Genomic DNA, 22,349 nt, shown 5'->3' on the forward strand with positions numbered 1-22,349 from the left:
CTGGGTTTCTGGCGGGGAGCCCTGGAGAGCCTGCCGGAGGAGCACGGGCTGAATCTTGACCGTCCGAGGCCGGCCAGGGCCTCGCATCAGGGCGGTCAGGTCGAGCTCGACCTCGGTGCGGACCTGTTCGAGCGGATCGCGGTCCTGGCTCGCTCGGAGGGGTGCACGCCGTTCATGGTGGTGCACGCGGCGTTGGTCGCGGCGCTGACGCGGCTGGGTGCGGGGTCCGATCTGGCGATCGGTACGCCGGTGGCGGGTCGTGGTGAGCGGTCGTTGCAGGATCTGGTCGGGTTCTTCGTGAACACGCTGGTCCTGAGGACGAGCAGTGCGGGTGACCCGAGCTTCCGCGAGTTGCTGGGACGGGTGCGTACGGCGGACCTGGATGCTTTCGCGCACCAGGAGGCGCCCTTCGATCTGGTCCTCGAAGCGGTCAACCCGACCCGGAGCCTCTCGCGCCACCCCCTCTTCCAGATCTGCCTCGGCCTCGAAGTGGGCGCCGTTCCGGAGCTTCGCCTGCCCGGCGTCCGTACCGCCGAGGTTTCCGGACTGGTGAACGGGGCCGCGAAGTTCGACCTCGAGTTCCTGCTCCGCTCGGACGACAGCCGGCGTCTGCACGGCGCGATCCTCTTCGCGTCCGAGCTGTTCGACGAGGACTCGGTACGCCGCATGGCGTCGGTGCTCGGCCAGGTGCTGGCCCAGGTGCTCGACGATCCCGCCCTTCCGCTCTCCTCCCTGGAGGTCCTTTCGGGCTCGGAACGCGAGCTGCTGACCGGACCCTGGGCGGGGACCGTCGCCGAGGCAGGCGATGCCTCCCTCGTCGAGCGGTTCGAGGAGCAGGTGGCCCTCCGTCCGGAGAAGACGGCCCTGCTCGACGGCGACCGCGAGGTGTCGTACGCGGAGCTGAACGCGATGGCCAACCGGTGGGCCCACCACCTGCGGGCCCACGGCCTGGGCCGAGGCGACATGGCGGGCGTACTGCTGGAGCGCGGGGTGGAGTTCGCGGCGGCGTTGATCGCCGTGGTCAAGGCCGGGGCGGGGTACACACTCCTGGACCCGGACTTCCCGGACGAGCGTCTGCGCTCTGCGGCCGCCGACGCCGGCATCAGCCACCTCGTCACCGCGCCCGCCCTCGCGGGACGCGTCGACGGACCGTGGCAGACGCACACCGAGGCCCCGGGCGAACTCCTGTCCCGCAACCCCGGCAACCTCGGCCTGCCGCTCGGCCCCGACGACCCCGCCTGCTTGATGTTCACGTCGGGTTCGACGGGTCGGCCGAAGGCGATTCTGTCGTCGCACCGGAATCTGGTGTCGACGGTGTCGGGTCAGTCGTACGGTCACTTCGGTCCGGACGAGGTGTTCCTGCAGTGCTCGCCGGTGTCGTGGGATGCGTTCAGCCTGGAGTTCTGGGGTGCGCTGTTGCACGGCGGTGCGACGGTGTTGCAGCCGGGGCAGCGGCCGGAGCCGGTGCTGATCGGTGAGTTGTCCCGTAAGCACGGGGTGACGATGCTTCAGTTGTCGGCGAGTCTGTTCAACTTCCTGGTCGACGAGCACCCGGAGGCCTTCGACTCGGTGACGGTCGCCTTCACCGGCGGCGAGGCGGCCTCCCCGGCGCATGTGCACAAGCTTCAGCAGCTCAAGCCGGGCATCAGGGTCGTCAACGGTTACGGGCCGGCCGAGTCGATGGGATTCACGACCACGCACACGGTCGAGCCCGGTGGCGAGCCCCATGCGGTGATTCCGGTCGGCGCGCCGCTGGTGAACAAGGCCGCCTACGTCCTCGACGCCCACCTCAACCTGTGCGCGCCGGGAGTGACCGGCGAGCTGTATCTGGCGGGTGAGGGTCTGGCTCACGGATACCTGGGCCGCTCGGACCTGACCGCCACCCGGTTCGTACCGAACCCGTTCGCGTCGGATGCCGACCGGCTGTATCGAACGGGGGACCTGGCCCACTTCGACCGGCACGGTCAGCTTCACTACGACGGTCGGGCCGACGATCAGATCAAGATCCGTGGTTTCCGTGTCGAGCCCGGTGAGACCGAGGCCGCGCTTCTGACCCATCCGGCCGTGACCCAGGCCGTCGTCACCGTCCACCACGAGCAGCTCGCCGCCTACGTGGTCACCAGCCGCCAGACGGATTCGGACGAGATCCGCCGGCACGTGGCCGACCGGCTGCCCGATCACCTCGTCCCGACGCACGTGATCGTCCTGGAGCGGCTGCCCCTGACCCCCAACGGCAAGGTCGACAAGCGCGCCCTGCCCACCCCTGGCCCCCTCGTCTCCACCGGCCGTGCCCCGCGCACGCCGCTGGAAGAGACCCTGCTCGCCCTCTTCGCCCGCACCCTCGACACCACCGCCGACCTCACCATCGACGACGACTTCTTCCACCACGGCGGCCACTCCCTCCTGGGTGCCCGCCTCACCAACCACATCGCCGGGGCACTCGACATCCGGCTCACCATCCGCGACGTCTTCCAGCACCCCACCCCGGCCCGGCTCGCCGAGCACATCGAGTCCCTGAAGGCCGCGCCGGCGAAGAAGGCCCGTCCGGCCCTCCGCCGCCGGAGCAGGACCGAGCCGGCCACCAAGACCGAGCCGGTCGCCTAGGCCGAGCCCGGCGCCGACGCCGACGCCGACACCCAGATCATCACCGCCACCGCGACAGAACGGATCAGCTGATGACCACCTCCCCGACCCCCGCCCCCGAGGACGTCGTCTGGGACCTGCCCGGCGACCTGCCGCACCGCCTGTCGCTGCTCGTGCTCCCGCACGCCGGAGGCAACGCGCACGCGTACAGCGCCTGGCGCGAGCACCTCCCGGCCGACGTGCGACTGCTCATCGGGCAGTACCCGGGCCGAGGCGCCCGTTTCAGCGAGGACCTGCCCGAGTCCGTCGACGACCTGGCGCTGCCCGTGGTCGAGGCCCTGCCCGCGGACACGGGTGACCTGGTGGTGCTCGGGCACAGCATGGGCTCCCTGGTCGCCTTCGAGGTGACCCGCGCCCTCCAGGCCGTCGGCCGCGCCCCGCAGGGCCTGATCGCCTCGGCCTGCCGGGCGCCGGTGCTGCCGAACCAGTGCCCGGTGCACCCGGAGCGGCTCGACGACGACGAGCTGGTCGCGGCCATCAAGGAGCGCGGCGGCACCGATGACGGAATCCTCGACGACGAGGAGCTCCGCGAGATCGTCCTGCCGTCCATCCGGGCCGACTTCGCCATCGACGACGCCTACCGGTGCACCGCCCCGGCCGTGCGGCTCGACTGCCCGGTCGCGGTGTTCGGCGGGGACGTCGACCCGATCGTCCCGGTCGACATGCTCGACGGCTGGTCCCTCGTGGCCGGGCACCCGGTCGTGCCCCAGGTGCTGACCGGCGACCACTTCTACTTCCAGCAGGACCTCCCCGGCTTCTTCGCCCGCCTGAACCCGGTCCTGGAGACCCTGCACGCCTCCGCCCCCAGCAACGCCTGACCGACCGTCAACAGACCTGCCCCCCGAGGGATCACGAGGAGAGCCCACCATGACCACGTACGCTCAGCGCCCGGCCGCCGCCGGCCTCACCGTCGTCCGGGAGCCCGGCAAGCCGGCCCTCGTCGAGACGCCCGCCTTCGACACCATGGCGGAGGCCACCGCCTGGCTGTCGGCCCGGCTCCCGGCCATCCAGGCCGAACTGCACCGCTCAGGAGCGGTCATGCTGCGCGGGCTTCCGATGACGGACGCGGCGACGTTCGCCGAGGCGCGTGACGCGCTGATCGCCCAGCGCGCCGGATACAAGGAGAAGGCCACCCCCCGCACCGACTTCGGCGAAGGGGTGTTCTCCTCCACGGACCTTCCGGCCGCCCAGCCGATCCGCCTCCACAACGAGAACAGTTACACCCTCGACTTCCCCGGCGTGCTGCTCTTCGGCTGCGTCACCGCCCCGCAGACCGGCGGCGCGACCACCGTCGGCGACATGCGCAGGGCCCTCGCCATGCTGCCGGAGGACCTGGTCGCCCGCTTCGCCGAGGCCGGCTGGCTCCTCGTGCGCAACTACTCCGACCTCGCGGGCATGCCGTGGCGCAAGGCCTTCTCCTCGGAGGACCCCGCGGGCGCGGAGGAGTACTGCGACGCCCACGCCATCGGCTACGAGTGGCTCGACGAGGACACCCTGCGCACCCGCCAGCGCCGTTCCGCGATCATCACCCACCCGGTGACCGGCGAGCGGTCCTGGTTCAACCACTTCGCCTTCTGGAACGCCCGCAGCCTCGACGAGGACGTCCGCGAGGTCCTCACCGAGACGTTCGGCGCCGACGGACTGCCCTTCGACACCCGCCTGGGCGACGGCACCGCCCTCACCGACGCCGAGGTGGACGCGATCAACGACGTGTACCAGGCGGTCACGCTGCGGGAGAGCTGGCAGGCGGGCGACCTGATGCTCGTCGACAACATCCTCTGCGCGCACGGCCGGGAGTCGTACACCGGCGACCGGAAGATCCTCGTCGCCATGGGCGAGCCGGTACGGCTCGCCGACTGCTCCCCGACCACCGCCCCCTCCACCACCCTGTACGGAAGGTGAGCCCCGCCATGACCGCCGTCCTCCCCGAGCGCACCGCCTCCCCCCTCGCCTGCTCCACGGCAGCCTGCGTCTGCGGCGCCTGCGCCGCCGCCGGTACCGGTCCGGCCGACCTCCTCGCCCGGCTCGCCGCCGCCCCCGGCGGGCGCACCGCCGTCGTCTCCGGCGACGAGCGCCTCACCTTCGACGAGCTGCGTGCCCGGGCCGCCGTGATCGCCGGGCGCCTCGACGCCCTCGGCGTCGGACCGGAGAGCGTCGTGGCGCTCTGCCTGCCGCGCAGCGCCGCCCTCGTCACCGCGATCATCGGCACGCTCACCGCCGGTGCCGCCTACCTGCCGGTCGACCCCGCCCTGCCCGCCGACCGCCGCCGCTACCTCGTCGAGGACTCCGGCGCCGACCTGGTGGTCGTGGACGGCACGGACGGCTCCCCGGCCCCCGGCGCCCGCGCCGTGACCGTCGCCGAGCTGACCGCCGCCGCCCCGGGTGCCCCGGCCCCGTACTCTCCCGTCCCCGTCACCGGGGACACCCTCGCCTACGTCATCTACACCTCGGGCTCCACCGGTCGCCCGAAGGGCGTGGAGATCGGACGCGCCTCCGCCTCCCTGCTCCTGGAGGAGCTGGAGGCGGCGGGCGCCGCCACCGGCGAGGGACGCCGGGTCGGCTGGAACGCCTCCCCGTCGTTCGACGCCTCCGTGCAGCAGTGGACGCGGCTCTGCCGGGGCGACACCCTCGTCATGATCGACGAGGAGACCCGCCGCGACCCGTCCCTGCTCGCCGCCTTCGTCGACGAGCAGGCCCTCACCGACCTGGACATCACGCCCTCGCACGCCGACCCGCTCCTCGACCTGCTGACGGAGGGCGGCGGCCCGCGCCCCCTGACCCTCCTCGTCGGAGGCGAGGCGATCAGCCCGGCGCTGTGGGACCGGTTCGTCGCCGCCCACCGGTCCGGACTGCTGCGCGCGCTCAACGTGTACGGGCCGACCGAGTGCACCGTCGACGCCACCGCCGGCTGGATCGACGAGCCGGGGGAGCCGCACATCGGCACGGTCCTGCCGGGGCTCCGGATGCGCCTGCTCGACGAGAACCTCGCGCCGGTCGGGCCGGGGGAGTCGGGCGAGCTGTACCTCGCGGGGCCGCGCGTCGGCCGCGGCTACCGGCGCCGGCCCGGACTGACGGCCGAGCGGTTCGTCGCCGACGTCGCCGACTCCACGGGCGCGCGGATGTACCGCACCGGCGACCGCTGCCGGCTGCTGCCCGACGGCCGGCTCGTCTACCTCGGCCGCGCCGACGGCCAGGTCAAGCTGCGCGGACACCGCATCGAACTCCCGGAGATCGAGGCCGCCCTCACCCGGATCGACGGTGTCGCCGAGGCGGCGGTCGTCCTCGGCGAGGACGCCGGCGGCACGGCCTGCCTGATCGCCTACCACCGGGGCGGCGACACCGCGGCCCTGCGGGCCGCGCTCTCCGACGGCCTGCCCGCCTACATGGTGCCGAGCGCGTTCGTCGCGGTGGAGCGGTTCGCCACGACGCCCAGCGGCAAGCTCGACCGGTCCGCGCTGCCCACCCGCCTCGAAGCGTCGCCGGATACCGAGCCCCAGACCCCCGGCGGCGAAGGCACCGACGGCCTGAACGGCCGTGCCGAGGAGCTCATCGCCCGCGTCTGGACGCAGGTCCTCGGCACCGCTGCCATCGGCCCGGACGACAACTTCTTCAAGCTCGGCGGCCACTCCCTCCTCGCCATCAAGCTCGTCTCCCGCGTGCGGATCGAGCTGTCCGTGGCACTCCCGGTCAAGGCCGTGTACTCCCACCCGCGGCTGCGCGACCTCGCCGCCCACATCGAGGAGCTGCTGGCCGCGAAGGATGCCTGACCGCGGTCCGCGCCACGAGCACCGCGCGCCACGCCGGCGCCGCCGTCCCCACCACGACCGCCGTGCCTGCCGCCGGTCCACCCGCCCGCCCCCGCCACACACGAGGAGCAGCAACCGTGATCCCCCTGTCCTACGCCCAGCGCCGCCTGTGGTTCATGAACCGGCTCGAGGGTTCCTCCTCGGCCTACAACGCCCCCGTGGTGCTCCGCCTTGCATCGATGCCCGACCCGGTGGCGCTCGAAGCGGCGGTACGGGACGTGGTGGAGCGGCATGAGGTGCTCCGGACCGTGTACCCGGCCCGGGACGAGGAGCCGTACCAGGAGATCCTCGACGACGCCGACGTGCGCTTCGAGGTGGAGGAGTGCGGCGCGGGCGGGGACGTGACGGCCCGGACGACGGTCTTCGCCCGGATCCCCGTGGACGTCACGCGCGAACTGCCCCTCCAGACGCGGTTGTTCAAGGTGGACGACGGGACGGCCGTCCTCGTGCTCCTCGTGCACCACATCGCCACGGACGGCTGGTCGGTGGGCTGCCTGCTCGCCGACCTCGACGCCGCCTACCGTGCCCGCGTCGAGGGCCGCGCCCCCGGCTGGGAGCCGCTGCCCGTCCAGTACGCGGACTACGCCGAGTGGCAGCGGGACATGCTCGGAGACCCCGAGGACCCCGACAGCACCGCGTACGAGCAGCTCGCCCACTGGCGCAAGGCCCTGGACGGCATCCCGGCCGAGACGCGGCTGCCCGCCGACCGGCCCCGGCCCACGGAGCCCGGCCACCGGGGCGCGGTGGTCTCGGCGGAGCTGGACGCCCGGGCCCACCGGGCCCTCACCTCCCTCGCGCGCGCCCGGCGGGGCACGTTCTTCCTGGTGGCCCGGGCCGCCCTGGCCCTCGCCCTGCGGGCGGCGGGCGCGGGCGACGACGTGGTGGTCGGCACACCGGTCGCGGGCCGGCCCGAGGAGGACCTGCACGACCTCGTCGGGTTCTTCGTCAACACCCTGGCCCTGCGCACCGACCTGTCGGGCGACCCCGGCCTCGGCGCGCTCGTGGACCGCGTCCGCGAGACGGACCTGGTCGCGTTCGCGCACGAGGACCTGCCCTTCGACCTCCTCGTCGAGGACCTCAACCCCGAACGCTCCCTCGGCCGCCACCCGTTCTTCCAGGTCATGCTGAGCACGCAGTCGAGGCAGTCGGACGAGGCCGTCCGGCTCGGGCCCGTCCCCGCCGTCCTCGACGACGCGGACCTGGCCACCGCCAAGTTCGACCTGAGCTTCCACTGCCAGGAGACCCCCGACGAGGGCGGCGAGCCCGGCGGGGTGCTGCTCGGGCTGCAGTACGCGACGGACCTGTACGACGAGGACACCGCGCGCCTCCTGCTCACGCTGTTCCGGCGCGCGCTGACGGCCTTCGCCGAAGAACGGGCGGACACCCCCCTCAGCCGGATCCAGCTCCTCACGGACGACGAGCGCACCGCCCTCGACCGCCGGCACCGGGCCCTCTCCGAGGCGGCACGGACCCGCACCGCGAACCGGCAGGAGAGCGCAGGGTCCCGTTCCGTGACGGACCCCCGCGAGGAGATCCTGAACGGCCTGTTCGCCGAGATCCTCGACCGCGACGACGTGCGCTCCGGCGACAACTTCTTCAAGCTCGGCGGGCATTCCCTGCTCGCCGGCAAGCTCACCAACCGCATCCGGGGAGCCCTCGGCCTCCAGGCCGCGATCCGGGACGTCTTCCTCGCCCCGACTCCCCGGCAGCTGCTCCGCCGCCTCGGCGAGTCGGGCGGCGGCCTCCGCCGCCCGGCCCTGCGGCCGGTGCCGGACGCCCACCGCCCCGACCCGGTCCCCCTGTCGTACGCCCAGCGCCGGCTGTGGTTCCTCAACCGGCTCGAAGGCTCCTCGTCGGCGTACAACGCACCCATGGTGCTCACCCTGGACGCCCAGCCCGCGACGGCCGTCCTGGAGGCGGCCGTACGGGATGTGATGCGCCGTCACGAGGTGCTGCGGACGGTCTATCCGGTACGGGACGGAGAGCCGTACCAGTGTGTCCTCGACGCTCCGGAGGTGCGGGTCGAGGTCGAGGAGTGCGCCGCACCGGAGGACGCGCAGGCGCGGGCGACCGAGTTCGCCGGGACTCCGCTGGACGTGACCCGCGAACTGCCCATGAGGGTCAGGCTGTTCAGGGTCGCGGACGGGACGGCGGTGCTCGTCCTCTCGATCCATCACATCGCGACCGACGGCTGGTCCGTGGGCGCCCTGCTCGCCGACCTCGACCGCGCCTACCGCGCCCGCGCCGAGGGCCGCGCACCCGACTGGGAGCCGCTGCCCGTCCAGTACGCCGACTACGCCCTCTGGCAGCGCGAGCTCCTCGACGGCGAACACGGCATCCTGGACGGCCAGTTGGGCTACTGGCGCAAGGCCCTCGACGGGATCCCGGACGAGACCCGACTGCCCGCCGACCGGCCCCGGCTGACCGAACCCAGCCACCGGGGCGCGGTGGTGACGGCCGAGCTCGACGCCCAGGTCCACAAGGCGATCGCCGCGGTCGCCCGCGGCCGGCGGGTCACGTTCTTCATGGTCGTCCGGGCCGCCCTGGCCGTCGCCCTGCGGGCGGCGGGCGCGGGCGACGACGTGGTGGTCGGCACGGCGGTCGCGGGCCGGCCCGAGGAGGACCTGCACGACCTCGTCGGGTTCTTCGTCAACACCCTGGCCCTGCGCACCGACCTGTCCGGGGACCCCACCCTCGCCGAACTGGTGCGGCGCGTGCGGGACGGGGACCTGGCGGCCTTCGCCCACGACGACCTGCCCTTCGACCTCCTCGTCGAGGACCTCAACCCCGAACGCTCCCTCGGCCGCCACCCCTTCTTCCAGGTGATGGTCAGCGCGCAGACCGCCCAGGACACGGCCGTCCGCCTCGGCGGCATCACCGGCACGGCCGACGGCGCCGACCTCGCCGGAGCCAAGTTCGACCTCGCCTTCCACTGCGTCGAGACGCACGACACCGGCGGCGAACCCGGGGGAGTGCTGCTCGGGCTGCAGTACGCGACGGACCTGTACGACGAGGACACCGCGCGCATCCTCCTCGCCCTCTTCCAGCGCGCCCTGACGGCCTTCGCCGAGCGGGCCGACGACACACCGCTGAGCGGGGTCGACCTGCTCACCGTCGAGGAGCGCCGGGGGCTCGACCGCCGCCACGACGCGCTCGCCGGCGCCCTCGCCGAGGGGCGGCGCGCCGCCTCCGGGGACGGGCGGGGGACGGGGGCGGGTGCGGGTGCCGCGGCGGATCCCCGCGAGGAGATCCTCCGCGGCCTGTACGCCGAGGTCCTCGACCGGGACGAGGTGCTGCCCGAGGACAACTTCTTCAAGCTCGGCGGACACTCCCTGCTCGCCGGCAAGCTCACCAACCGCATCCGGGGAGCCCTCGGCCTCCAGGCCGCGATCCGTGACGTCTTCCTCGCCCCGACTCCCCGGCAGCTGCTCCGCCGCCTCGGCGAGCACGGCGACGGGCCCGCCCGGCCCCCGCTGCGGCCCGTCCCCGACGCCCTGCGCCCCGCCCGCGTCCCGCTGTCCGCCGCGCAGCTCCGGCTCTGGTTCGTGGGCCGGCTCGAAGGTCCCAGCGCCACGTACAACATCCCCGTCGTGACCCGGCTGCACCGCCCCGTCGAGCCCGCCGTCCTGGCCGCCGCCCTGGCGGACGTCGCCGACCGGCACGAAGTGCTGCGCACCGTCTACCGGACGGCGGACGGCGAGCCGTACCAGCAGGTGCTGACCGGTGAGGCGCCCGTCCTCCAGGAGGTCACGGCAGACGGCCCGGAGGCCGTGCGCGCGGCCGTCGACGCCGCCGCCGGGTACGTCTTCGACCTCGCCGCCGAGATCCCCTTCCGGGCCTGGCTGGTGACGGACGGCGGCGGCGGGCAGACCATGGTGCTCCTCGTCCACCACATCGCCGGCGACGGCTGGTCCACGAACTGCCTCCTCGCCGACCTGGACACCGCCTACCGCGCCCGCGCCGAGGGCCGCGCACCCGACTGGGAGCCGCTGCCCGTCCAGTACACCGACTACACCCTCTGGCAGAACGACCTCCTCGACGGCGAACACGGCGTCGCCGGCGAACAGCTCGCCCACTGGCGCGAGGCCCTCGACGGGCTGCCGCCGCTCCTCGCCCTGCCCACCGACCGGCCGCGGCCCGCCGAGAGCGACGGAGCCGGCGCCCTCACCGCCTTCGAGGTGAGCGCCGCCACCCACCAGGCCCTGCTGCGCCGCGCCCGGGGCGGCGGCGCCACCCTCTTCATGGTCGTGCAGGCCGCCCTCGCCGCCCTCCTCACCCGGCACGGCGCGGGCACCGACATCGCCATCGGCACCACCGTCGCCGGCCGCGCGGACGACGCCCTGCACCCGCTCGTCGGCTTCTTCGTCAACACGCTCGTCCTGCGCGCCGACACCTCGGGCGACCCCGACTTCACCGAACTGGTCCGCCGGGTCCGCACGTCCGGGCTCGCTGCCTACAGCCACCAGGACCTCCCCTTCGACCGCCTCGTCGAACACCTCAGCCCGCACCGCTCCGCCGCCCACGCGCCGCTCGTCCAGGTGATGCTCCAGGTCCACGCGGCGGCCACCGGGACCGGGGCCCCGTCCGTCCTCGACGGCGAACCGGTCGCGTTCAGCGCGGTGGGCGCCAAGTCCGACCTCACGTTCGCGCTCACCGAACTCGTCGACGCGGACGGTGCGCCGGCCGGTCTGCGGGGGGCCCTGGAGTACGCCACGGCCCTGTACGACGCGGACACCGCGGCGCTCCTGGCCGAGCGTCTGACGGAGACCCTCGACACACTCGCCGCAGACCCGTCGACGGCGATCTCCGCGACGCCGTACGGTCGCCCGGCGGCTCCCGGCAGCCGCGAAGTCGTCCTCGACGAGCGGGGGTTGCCCGCGCCGGTACGGGTACCCGGCGAGGTCCACCGGCGGACCCCCGGCGGCGGCCTGCGTGCCGGCGGGCGCAGGGCCTACGCCTCGGCCGACGGGACGTTGCGCCCCGTCGCCACCCTCACCGCGGGCGGCTACCCGGTGGAGCCCGGCCGGGTCGAGGACGTGCTCGGCCGGCATCCCGACGTGACCGGGGCGGCCGTCGCCGTCCGCGACGACCGGCTGTACGCCTACGTCACCCGGCTGCCCGGCGGCGCCGAGGAGACGACGCTGCGGCGCTGGGCCGCGGAGCGGCTGCCCGAGTACCTGGCGCCCGTCCGCGTCGTCGCCGTGCCGCGGCTGCCGGCGCCCGGCGAGCACGCCGAGGCTCCTGCCGAGGCGGAGGCGGCGGGCCGCCCGGACAGCCGCGAGGAACAGCTCCTCGGGGTCTTCCGGGACGTCCTCGGCGGACGTCCCGTCGGCCGCGACGACAACTTCTTCAAGTCGGGCGGGCACTCGCTGCTCGCGGTCAGGCTCCTCAACCGCATCCGCACCGAGTTCGGCCAGGACCTCACGCTCCGGGACGTCTTCCGCAACCCGACGGCGTCGACCCTCGCCCGCCGCCTGTCCGAGACGGCCGCGCCCGCGGACCGTTCCACGGGGACGCCCCGCCCGTCCGCCGCCCCGACCCTGCGCCGCCGCACGGCAGCGGGAGCCCGCCGCCCCCACTGAGGCCCACGCCTCGCAGCCGTCGCGATGGCCGGCCGCTGCGGTCGCCGCCGTATTCAGTCGTCGGCGGCGACCAGAAGGGTGAGGACGCCTGTGTGGCGGTCGACGAGGACGAGTTCGTGGAACTCGACATGGAGGGGGCCGTAGTCGTGGTGCGCATCGTCGGGGAGGTGCCCCAGCACGTACCGGCTCGTCGCCTGGTGGATCGGTGTGTAGACCGCTTCCTGCAGCCGGTCGGCGAGATCGGCGGGGACGCCGACGCCGGCGGCGGCCCATGAGCGGATCACACCGGTGGCGGTCGCGTCGTCGACGGGCAGGTAGGTGTCCGGGGTGATGCGGTCCGCCCACCACTGTCCATGGCGTGGTTCGGACCAGACGCCGGCCCCGTCGTACGTGTCCCGGAACTCCGGATGCGCGAGCAGGGCGGTCAGCAGGTTCCGGTCATCCGGCGCACCGGCCGACAGGCGGAAGCGCTTCATGTGGACCCATCGGTAGCCGTGCCCCTGCCCGTCGGGGAACGCGAAGTCCCGAAAGTTGACGAAGGGGCTGTCCCAGTGGGTCAACGCGTGTGTCGACGGCATGCCGACCAGCATCGTCCAGCACGCCGGGCGAACGAGATCGCAGCCGGCGGTGCGCAAGGGCGGTCACACGGTCATGGACCCGCACCTGACCGCCGAGTGGGCCCGGCACGTCCCACGAGCCCCTCGCACTGTTCCGACTCCTCGTACTGATCGGCTGGTGTCGAACCATCAGCTGCCTGGCCAACGGGCTCCTCCTGGACGAGGAACCCCGGGGCATCCGGTTCCCGGCGCGGTGACCACGTCCGCCCTCACCCGGGTGCCGATCGACACCGCGGGGCAGGTCTCAGCCACCCCCCCCCGGGAGGAAGAACCGGCCCGCCACCGGCAGCTCCCGGCACCGGGCTTCTGCCGATCCGGCTGCCGGGCCGACTGCCCAGGGGGAGCCCGCCGCGCGCCTAGCGTGAAGGGCACGGAGGCGAGAGGAACCGTTCGCCCCGGTCTCTCGGCCCTTTACCGGAGGAACTCAGCATGCCCCCCAGCAGAACGGAAGACCTGCTCGACGGCGGACCCTCTCCCGCCCCCGCCCCGCCCGTGCTCGACCTGATCGCCCACCAGACCCGTACCCGCCCCGACGCCACCGCCCTGGTCCACGCCGACGCCCGCCTGACCTACGGCGAGCTCGCCGCCGCCGTGGCGGACCGGGCCCGGGAGCTCACCGCGCAGGGCGCGGGCCCCGGGCGGCTCGTCGCGCTCCACCGGCCCCGCGGCATCGACGCGATCGTCGGGCTCCTCGCCGTCCTCACCACCGGCGCCGCCTATCTGCCCCTCGACGTCCAGGCCCCCGACGCCCGCAACGAGGCGATCCTCAAGGACGCCTGCGGCGACCTGGCGCCGGCCCCCGCGGACGTCGCCCGCCACGGCGAACTCGTCCTCTGCGGCCCCGGCGCCGGCGAGGACGCGGCCTACGTCATCTACACCTCCGGATCCACCGGCACCCCCAACGGTGTGGTCGTCGCCCATGACTCGCTCGCCCACTTCATCGCCGGGGCGACCCCCGCGTACGGCATCGGCGCCGACGACGCCGTCCTCCAGTTCAGCCCGCTGCACTTCGACGCCAGCATCCAGGAGATCTTCACGACCCTCGGTGCCGGCGGCACCCTCGTCCTGCGTACCGACGACATGCTCGACGTCGGCGAACTCCTCGCGGGCTGCGCCCGGCACGGCGTCACCTACCTCGACCTGCCCGCCGCCTACTGGCACGAGCTCGTCTACGTCCTCACCACCGGCTCCGCCCGCCTCCCCGACGGCCTGCGCACCGTCATGATCTACGGCGAGGCCGCCCTGCCCGAGCGCGTCGCCCAGTGGCGATCCCTCGTAGGGGACCGGATCCGTCTCCTCAACGGCTACGGGCCGACCGAGACCACCGTCGTGGCCACCGTCGCCGACCTCAGCCGGCACGACGCCGGGCCCATCCCCATCGGCCGGCCGCTGCCCGGCGTCCGCGCCGCCGTCGTCGACGGCGAACTGTGGCTGCTCGGCGGCGGCCTGACCCGCGGCTACCTCCATCGGCCCGAACTCAACGCCCGCCGCTTCACCGCACTCGACGGCGAGCGCGCCTACCGCACCGGCGACCTCGTCACCCTCTCCGAGGACCGGCAGATCCTCTACCACGGGCGCCTCGACGACGAGGTGAAGATCGGCGGCCAGCGCATCGACCCCGCCGCCGTCGACTCCGTCCTCGCCGGGCACCCGCAGGTGCGGGAGGCCGCCGTCGTCGCCCAGCAGGACGCCGACGGCGTCAAGCGCCTCGTCGCCTTCGTCGTGACAGAGGGCGGCACGGGCGCGGAGGAGCTGCGCGACTGGGTACGCGCGTGCATGCCCGCCGCCGCCGTGCCCGCCGTCTCCCTCGTCGTCGCCCTGCCCCGCACCAGCTCCGGCAAGATCAACCGCAAGGCGCTGCGCACCGCCGACCCGCGCCTGCCCGTCGTCGACGAGGAACCCCTCCCCGCCGAGGACCGCGTCCCGCTCTCCCACGCCCAGCGCCGGCTGTGGCTGGTCGGCCAGCTCGACGGACCGTCCGCCGCCTACAACATGCCGATCGTCCTCGACCTGGAGGCCGCCCCCGACCGGGCCGCGCTCGCCGCCGCGGTGACCGACGTCGCCGAACGGCACGAGGTGCTGCGCACCGTCTTCCTCGCGCCCGAGGACGAGCCGTACCAACACGTCCTCGCCCCCACCGCCGTCCGGCTGCGCACCGTCGAGTGCCCGGCGGAGGAACGCGCCGAGCGGGTCGCCCGCTTCACCGCCGAGACCTTCGACCTGTCCCGCGAACTCCCGCTGCGCGTCGCCCTGTTCCTGTCGGACGACGGTTCCGGTGCCACCCTCGCCGTACTGCTCCACCACGTCGCCGGGGACGGCTGGTCGCTCAACCCGCTGATGACCGACCTCGCCCACGCCTACGCCGCCCGCGCCGAGGGCCGGGCCCCCGACCGGGAGCCGCTGCCCGTCCAGTACGCCGACTACACGCTCTGGCAGAACGACCTCCTCGGCGGCGCCGACGACCCCGACTCCGTCACCGCCCGGGGCCTCGCCCACTGGAGTGCCGCCCTCGACGGCCTGCCCGCCGCGACCGACCTGCCCCTCGACCGGCCCCGGCCCGCCGTCCGCGCCCACGACGGCGGCCTGGTCACCGCCGAGGTCGAACCGGCCGTCCACGCGCGCCTCGTCCGCCTCGCCGAACAGCACGACGCCAGCCTCCTCATGGTGCTGCAGTCCGCGCTCGGGCTCGCCCTGCGCGCTGCCGGCGCCGGAGAGCGCACCGTCCTCGGCACCCCCGTCGCCGGACGCGACGACGAGGCCCTCGACGAACTGGTCGGCTTCTTCGTCAACACCCTGGTGCTGCCCACCGACACCTCCGGCGACCCCGCCTTCACCGAGCTCCTGCACCGGGTCCGCGACACCGACCTCGCCGCCTTCGCCCACCAGCGGCTGCCCTTCGACCTCCTCGTCGAGCACCTCAACCCGCCCCGCACGCCCGGCGTCCACCCGCTCTTCCAGGTGATGCTCACCCTGCGGACCACCGGCCCCGACGGCGGCCCCTTCCGCCTCGGCGCCCTCGAGGGCCGCTTCGCCGGCGAGACCGCCGCCACCACCAAGTTCGACCTCACCGCCGCCTTCGAGGAACTCCGCGACGGAGAGGGCGCCCCCGCCGGACTGCGGTTCGGTCTCGAGTACGCGCAGGACGTGCTCGACGAGGACACCGTCCGCATCCTGCTCGCCGCCCTGGAGCGCGCGCTGCGCGCCGCCGCCGCACACCCCGGGGACCGCGTCCCCGACACCGGCCTCGTCGACCCCGCGGCCCGGCACGCCCTGGACGAGCGGCGTGCCCGCACCGCCGAGACCGCCGCAACCGCCGCGGAGGCGACCGCGCCCACCACCACGGAACCGCCCGCCGCCCACACCGACACCCTCCGCGCACTCTTCGCCGAGGTGCTCGGCCTCGACCAGGTCGGCCCCCACGAGGGCTTCTTCACCATCGGCGGCCACTCCATGAGCGGGGTACGCCTCGCCAACCGGATCCGCGCCCGCCTCGGCGCCGACGTACAGGTCCGCGACCTGCTCCTCGCGCCCACCCCCGACGCCCTCGCCCGCCGCATCGCCGACCGCTCCACCACCCCGGGCGCCGACGGCGCGACCGAGCCCACGCGCCCCCGCCCCGTGCCGCGCACGGACCGCCCGGAACGCATCCCCCTGTCGTACGCCCAGCGCAGGCTGTGGTTCATCGACACCCTCGAAGGCCCCAGCGCCTCCTACAACATCCCCCTCGTCCTCCGGCCGGTGGAACCCCTCGACCCCCACGCGGTCGCGGAGGCCCTCACCGACCTCTCCGACCGGCACGAGGTCCTCCGCACCCGCTACCGGACCGTCGACGGCGAACCCCACCAGGAGGTCCTGCCCGCCGTCCGGCCCGCCCTCGACGTACGGTCCGTCCCCGCCGACCGGCTCCAGGACGCCGTCGCCGAAGCCGCCGGACACGTCTTCGACCTCGCCGGGGAGACCCCCCTGCGGGCCACCCTCGTCACCCCCGACGACGGCGGCGGACAGGTCCTCGTCCTGCTCGTCCACCACATCGCCGCCGACGGCTGGTCCACCGGCCCCCTCCTCGCCGACTTCACCGCCGCCTACCGCGCCCGCGCCGAGGACCGCGACCCCACCTGGCGGCCGCTGCCCGTCCAGTACGCCGACTACACCCTCTGGCAGCGCGACCTCATCGACGGCCCGGCCGCCGCCGCCCACCTCGACTTCTGGGAGCGGACCCTCGCCGGCGCGCCCGCCGTCCTCGAACTCCCCTCCGCCCGCCCCCGCCCCGCCGAGGCCACCCACCGCGGTGGACGCGCCCCCGTCACCGTCGACGCCGCCACCCACCAGGCCCTCGAAGCCATCGCCCGGCGCAGCGGCGCCACCCTGTTCATGGTCCTCCAGGCCGCCCTCGCCGCCCTCCTCACCCGGCACGGCGCGGGCACCGATCTCCCCCTCGCCACCATGACCGCCGGACGCGACGACGAGTCGCTCGGCGACCTGGTCGGCTTCTTCGTCAACACCCTGGTGCTGCGCACCGACACCTCCGGCGACCCCACCTTCGCCGAACTCCTCGACCGCGTACGCCAGACCGACCTCGCCGCGTACGGCCACCAGGAGCTCCCCTTCGACCGGGTCGTCGAACACCTCAACCCGCTCCGCACCACCGCCCACCACCCGCTGGCCCAGATCGTCGTCCAGCTCCACCACGACTACACCCGCGACGCCCCCGGCGCGGCCGCCGCGAAGGACCTCTTCCAGGCGGGCGGGCCGGCGCTCCTCGACACCGTCTCCACCAAGTTCGACCTGACCTTCGCCCTCGACGAGCTGCGGGACGAGGAAGGACGGCCCGCCGGGATGACCGGCGGCCTGGAGTACGCGACGGACCTGTTCGACGCCCCCACCGCCGCGCTGCTCGCCGCCCATCTGGAACAGACCCTGCTCGCCGCGGCGGCCGACCCCGGCGTACGGATCGGGGACGTCGGACTGTTCACCGCCGCCGACCGGTTCCGGCTGGTCAGCGAGTACAACGACACCGCCACCGTGCTCCCCGGAGGCCCGGAGACGATCCACGAGCTGATCGCCCGCCGTGCCGTGCGCACCCCCGACGCGCCCGCGCTCGTCACCGATGAGGAGACCCTCGGTTACGGGGTGCTCGACGCCCGTGCCGGCGCGCTGGCCGCCCGCCTCCGCACCGCCGGTGTGGGCAGGGGCGACACCGTCGGTGTCCTTCTCGAGCGCGGTGTGTCCCTCGTCGTGACGGCCCTCGCCGTTCTGAAGTGCGGCGCCGCCTACCTCCCCCTGGACCCGCGGCTGCCGGAAGCCAGGCTCCGGCTGATGCTGGAGGACGCGGGAGTGCGTCTGACGGCGACCGACCGGGACCACGTCACCGCTGTCGCCGCCCCGGCCGTACTGCTCGTCGACGAAGTCGGTGAAGTCGGTGAGGTCGACGCGAGCGTGGCAGCCGGCGAGGAGTCCCGCGCCACCGGGGACGACCTGATGTACGTGATGTTCACGTCCGGGTCGACCGGCCGGCCGAAGGGCGTCGGCGTCACCCACCGCAACGTCGTCGAGCTCGCCCGCGACCGCGACGTCCGCGCCGGCGGGGCGCCCCGCATGCTGGTCCACTCGGCGACCGGCTTCGACGCCTCCGTCTTCGAGATCTGGGTGCCGCTCCTCAACGGCGGCAGCCTCGTCCTCATGCACGGCGACGGCACGGACCTGGCCGAGACCGCCCGCGCCGTACGCGAACACGCCGTCACCACCGCCTACTTCACCGTCGGCCTCTTCCACGTCATGGCCGACGAGGGCCTCGACACCCTCCGGCGGCTCCGCGAGGTGTGGACCGGTGGCGACGTCGCGGGCCCCGCCTCCGTCCAACGGGTCCTCACCCACTGCCCGGACACCGTCCTGGTCCACTCCTACGGCCCCACCGAGACCACCTTCGCCTCCCACAACCAGTGGTTCGGCACCGGCGAACGCGCCCTGCGGGGCGCCGGACTCCACCTCGGACGGCCCATGGACAACACCCGCAGCCACGTCCTCGACGACGCCCTGCGCCCCGTCCCGCCGGGCGTCCCCGGCGAGCTGTACGTCGCCGGCGCGCACGTGGCCCGCGGATACGTCGGCCGGGCCGGTCTCACCGCCGAGCGGTTCGTGCCCGACCCCTTCGAGGGGGACGGCAGCCGCATGTACCGCACGGGCGACCGCGTGATGTGGACCGCGGCCGGTGAACTCCGGTTCCTCGGACGGGCGGACGGCCAGATCAAGCTGCGCGGCGTACGGATCGAACCGGGGGAGGTCGAGCGGGCCCTCGCCGCCCACCCCTCGGTCGGCCAGGCGCTCGTCGTGGTCCGCGAGGACCGGCCCGGCGAGAAGAGCCTCGTCGGATACGTCGTGCCCCGCGCGGACGCCTCGGTGACCTCGGGCCCGTCGGTGACGGGGGCCGAGCTGCTCGACGCGGCGCGCGCCACGCTCCCCGAGCACCTCGTGCCGTCCGCCGTCGTCGTCCTCGACGCCCTGCCGCTGACCGTCAACGGCAAACCCGACCGCGCCGCGCTCCCCGCCCCGCACCGGCCCGTCGCCGCCGAGGGGGGCAGAAAGCCCCGCAGCGCCCGCGAGGAGGTGCTGTGCGGGCTGTTCGCCGAGATCCTCGACGTGCCCGAGGTCGGCATCGACGACAACTTCTTCGCCCTGGGCGGCCATTCGCTGCTCGGCGTCCGCCTGGTCAACCGGATCCGGGGCGTCCTCGGCATCGAGCGCACCGTCCGCGACCTGTTCCGCCTGCCCACCCCCGCCGGACTCCTCGGCCTGCCCGAGGACGACGGCGACGGCACGGCCGCCGCCCTGGGCGTCCTGCTCCCGCTCAGCACCCGCGGCACCCGCCGCCCGCTGTTCTGCGTCCACCCCGGCACCGGCGTCGGCTGGGCGTACGCCGGGCTCGCCCGCCATCTCGGCGACGACCAGCCGCTGTACGCGCTCCAGGCCCGCGCGCTGAGCGAGCCCGGCCACCGGCCGCGCAGCGTCGAGGCGATGGCCGACGACTACCTGGAGCAGATCAGGCAGGTCCAGCCCTGGGGGCCGTACCGGCTGCTCGGCTGGTCGTACGGCGGGCTCGTCGCCCACGCCATGGCCGTACGGCTCCGCGAGGCCGGCGAGCGGGTCGAACTGCTCGCCCTGATGGACGTCCACCAGACCGGGCCCGGCAGCGTCTCCGTGCTCCCGCCCGAGGAGAGGGCCGCGAAGGCGCGGGACCTCGCCGAAGCGCTGAAGGAGATCCGCCGAGAGGACCCCGTCCTCGCCGGGTTCTCCGACGCGGAGCTCCGCGCGGTGCTCCACGCCTCCGAGACCCACGCCGCCCTCATGGCGCAGCACGTGCCGGGCGTCGCCGACACCGACGCCGTGTTCTTCACCGCCCGCCGGCCGGGGGAGAGGGAAGGCGCTCTCGCCGCCACCTGGATTCCCTTCACCGAGGGCGTCATCGACAATCACACGGTCGAATGCGGCCATCTCCAGATGGCTGAACCGGAACCTCTTGAAACGATCGGAAGAATAGTCGCGGAGAAACTCTCCGCGCTTCAGAAGGAAGAAACGAGGAGCCAGTCATGAGCGAGTCCGTCAACCCGTTCGACAACGCCGAGGGTTCGTTCCACGTCGTCGTGAACGACGAGGGCCAGCACTCCCTGTGGCCTGCCTTCGCGGACGTCCCGGCGGGCTGGACCAGCGTCTGGGGTGCCGGTGACCGGGACGGAGCCCTGGAGTACATCACCACCCACTGGACCGACATCCGCCCGCGCAGCCTCGTCGCCCAGTACGCCTGACCTTCACCGGTCGCCGGCGCCGTGCCCCGCATTCCTTGCGGGGCACGGCGCTTTTTCCGTTCCATCGGAAGCGGGAATTCGTCGGCGAAAGTGCCGGTCCTTGCTGCCGGTCGTACTTCCGCTTCCGGAATCCCCGGAAATCTATCCTCGACACATGAAGATACTCCTGAGCGGAACCGCATCGGATTCCCATACATGGAATCTCGTGTACCTCCGTCTCTTCCTCGAGGAACAGGGCCACGAGGTCGTCGGGCTCGGGCCCTGCGCCCCCGCCGAGCTGCTGGTCGCCGGCTGTCTGCGGCACGCGCCCGACGCGGTGGTGCTCAGCAGTGTCAACGGGCACGGCTACCGCGACGGACTCGCCGCCGTCCGCCGGCTGCGCGCCGAACCCGCCCTGGCCGCCCTCCCCGTGGTCCTCGGGGGCAAGCTCGGCGTCGCCGGGCTCCGCCAGGAGGCGGACGTGGCACGGCTCACCGAGGCCGGCTGCGACGCCGTCCTCGGCGAGGACCTGGACGCCCTGCGCGAGTTCCTCGCCGCGCGCGCCCGCAGGGAGGTGCCGGCTTGACCGCCGCTCCCGCCGCCGACTTCGGCCGCTTCGTCGCCGCCTCCGCGGCCGCCGGACGGCTCGTCGTCCAGCCGCGCATGGGCTTCGGCGACCCCGCCCGCATGCGCGCCGGACTCGCCCGGACCAGGGCCGCCACCGCCCACACCGCGGGCACCCTGACCGTCGACAGCTACACCCGCGTCGGCGACCTCGCCGCCGCCCGCGCCGCCGTCGCCGACGGGGCCCGCCTCAACGGCTACCCGATCGCCGCGCACTCCCCGGCCACCACCCGCACCGTCCTCGACGGTCTGTGCGACGCCGACTTCCCCGTACAGGTCCGGCACGGCTCCGCCCGCCCCCTGGCCATCGTCCGGGCCCTCACCGCGGCCGGCCTCGACGCCACCGAGGGCGGCCCCGTCTCGTACTGCCTGCCCTACGGCCGTACCCCCCTGCGGGAGTCCGTCACCGCCTGGGCCCGTGCCTGCGAACTGCTCTCCACCGGCGCCCGCCCCGGCGCCGTGCCCCACCTGGAGAGCTTCGGCGGCTGCCTGCTCGGCCAGCTGTGCCCGCCCGGCCTGCTGGTGGCGACGAGCGTCCTGGAGTGCCTGTTCTTCGCCCGGTTCGGCCTGCGCAGCGTCTCGCTCAGCTACGCCCAGCAGACCGACCCGGCACAGGACGAGGAGGCCCTGCGCGCCCTGCACCGGCTCGCCGCCGAGTTCCTGCCCGCCGACGTCGACCACCACGTCGTCCTCTACACGTACATGGGCGTCTACCCCCGCACCGAACAGGGCGCCACCCGCCTCCTGGAGGCCTCCGCCCGGCTCGCCGTCCGCTCCGGCGCCGGCCGCCTCATCGTCAAGACCACCGCCGAGGCCCACCGCATCCCGACCGTCGAGGAGAACGTCCGCGCCCTGGAGACCGCCGCCGCGGCCGCCGCGCTCGCCGGACCCCCCGCTCCCGGCCCCACGACCGGAGGGGACGGCGAGGTGTACGAGGAGGCCCGCACCCTGATCGAGACGGTCCTCGGCCTCCACCCCGACCTGGCGAGGGCCCTGCCGGCCGCCTTCGAACGCGGGCTGCTCGACGTGCCCTTCTGCCTCCACCCCGACAACGCCGGCCGCTCCCTGGGGTTCGTCGACCCCGGGGGCCGGCTCCGCTGGGCCCGCACCGGCGCCATGCCGATCCGCCCGGACGCGGCGGCCGACGCGGCCCCGCTCACCTCGGCCGGCCTGCTCACCGCCCTCCACCACGTCGCCGACCGCTACGACAGCCCCCGGCACCGCGACGGCGGCGACGACCACGACCGCCCCCAGGCCGCCGCGCTCGCGGTCTGACCCGTACACGGCCCCGCAAGCGGC

At 74.2% G+C, this 22,349-nt stretch carries 10 protein-coding genes; 9 read left to right on the forward strand and 1 reads right to left on the reverse strand.

The window, feature by feature from the left end:
* From GGE06_RS36180 to GGE06_RS36200, 5 genes are all read left to right on the forward strand, one after another.
* Positions 1 to 2,604, forward strand: a 2,604-nt coding sequence (locus GGE06_RS36180; protein ID WP_184932771.1) for a non-ribosomal peptide synthetase, incomplete at its 5' end; no start/stop codon positions are given.
* A 71-nt stretch (positions 2,605 to 2,675) separates the two neighbouring features.
* Positions 2,676 to 3,461, forward strand: a complete 786-nt coding sequence (locus GGE06_RS36185; protein WP_184932772.1) for a thioesterase II family protein — start codon at positions 2,676 to 2,678, stop codon at positions 3,459 to 3,461.
* 49 nt (positions 3,462 to 3,510) lie between these two features.
* Complete coding sequence (locus GGE06_RS36190; protein WP_116163283.1) at positions 3,511 to 4,545, forward strand: TauD/TfdA family dioxygenase; 1,035 nt, start codon at positions 3,511 to 3,513, stop codon at positions 4,543 to 4,545.
* A gap of 8 nt (positions 4,546 to 4,553) precedes the next feature.
* Entirely contained in the window at positions 4,554 to 6,410 is a 1,857-nt protein-coding gene (locus GGE06_RS36195; protein WP_184932773.1) for a non-ribosomal peptide synthetase, read from the forward strand.
* A 116-nt stretch (positions 6,411 to 6,526) separates the two neighbouring features.
* The gene (locus tag GGE06_RS36200) at positions 6,527 to 12,031 is read left to right on the forward strand and encodes a condensation domain-containing protein (RefSeq protein ID WP_184932774.1); all 5,505 of its coding nucleotides are present in this window, start codon (positions 6,527 to 6,529) and stop codon (positions 12,029 to 12,031) included.
* Between the two features lie 53 nt (positions 12,032 to 12,084).
* Here the strand turns inward: GGE06_RS36200 and GGE06_RS36205 are convergent, their stop codons facing one another.
* Positions 12,085 to 12,609, reverse strand: coding sequence for a hypothetical protein (locus tag GGE06_RS36205; RefSeq protein ID WP_246532954.1), 525 nt, complete (start codon positions 12,607 to 12,609; stop codon positions 12,085 to 12,087).
* A 468-nt stretch (positions 12,610 to 13,077) separates the two neighbouring features.
* On the opposite strand from GGE06_RS36205, the gene GGE06_RS36210 reads away from it, so the two are divergent.
* The 4 genes from GGE06_RS36210 to GGE06_RS36225 all read left to right on the forward strand — a co-directional run bounded on the left by GGE06_RS36210 (position 13,078) and on the right by GGE06_RS36225 (position 22,325).
* On the forward strand, positions 13,078 to 20,235 hold the full coding sequence (locus tag GGE06_RS36210) for a non-ribosomal peptide synthetase (protein WP_184932776.1): 7,158 nt from the start codon (positions 13,078 to 13,080) through the stop codon (positions 20,233 to 20,235).
* Positions 20,232 to 20,447 (forward strand): MbtH family protein, encoded by a 216-nt coding sequence (locus GGE06_RS36215; protein WP_116163291.1) that lies wholly within the window; start codon positions 20,232 to 20,234, stop codon positions 20,445 to 20,447. Before GGE06_RS36210 ends, GGE06_RS36215 begins: the two co-directional genes overlap by 4 nt.
* Positions 20,448 to 20,601: 154 nt before the next feature.
* On the forward strand, positions 20,602 to 21,012 hold the full coding sequence (locus tag GGE06_RS36220) for a cobalamin B12-binding domain-containing protein (protein ID WP_116163293.1): 411 nt from the start codon (positions 20,602 to 20,604) through the stop codon (positions 21,010 to 21,012).
* Positions 21,009 to 22,325 carry a methylaspartate mutase gene (locus GGE06_RS36225; RefSeq protein ID WP_184932777.1) on the forward strand — a complete coding sequence of 439 codons (1,317 nt, stop codon included), beginning with the start codon at positions 21,009 to 21,011 and terminating at the stop codon, positions 22,323 to 22,325. Before GGE06_RS36220 ends, GGE06_RS36225 begins: the two co-directional genes overlap by 4 nt.
* The last annotated feature ends 24 nt before the right edge of the window (positions 22,326 to 22,349 follow it).

Source organism: Streptomyces nymphaeiformis (assembly GCF_014203895.1).
Taxonomy (GTDB): Bacteria; Actinomycetota; Actinomycetes; order Streptomycetales; family Streptomycetaceae; genus Streptomyces; species Streptomyces nymphaeiformis.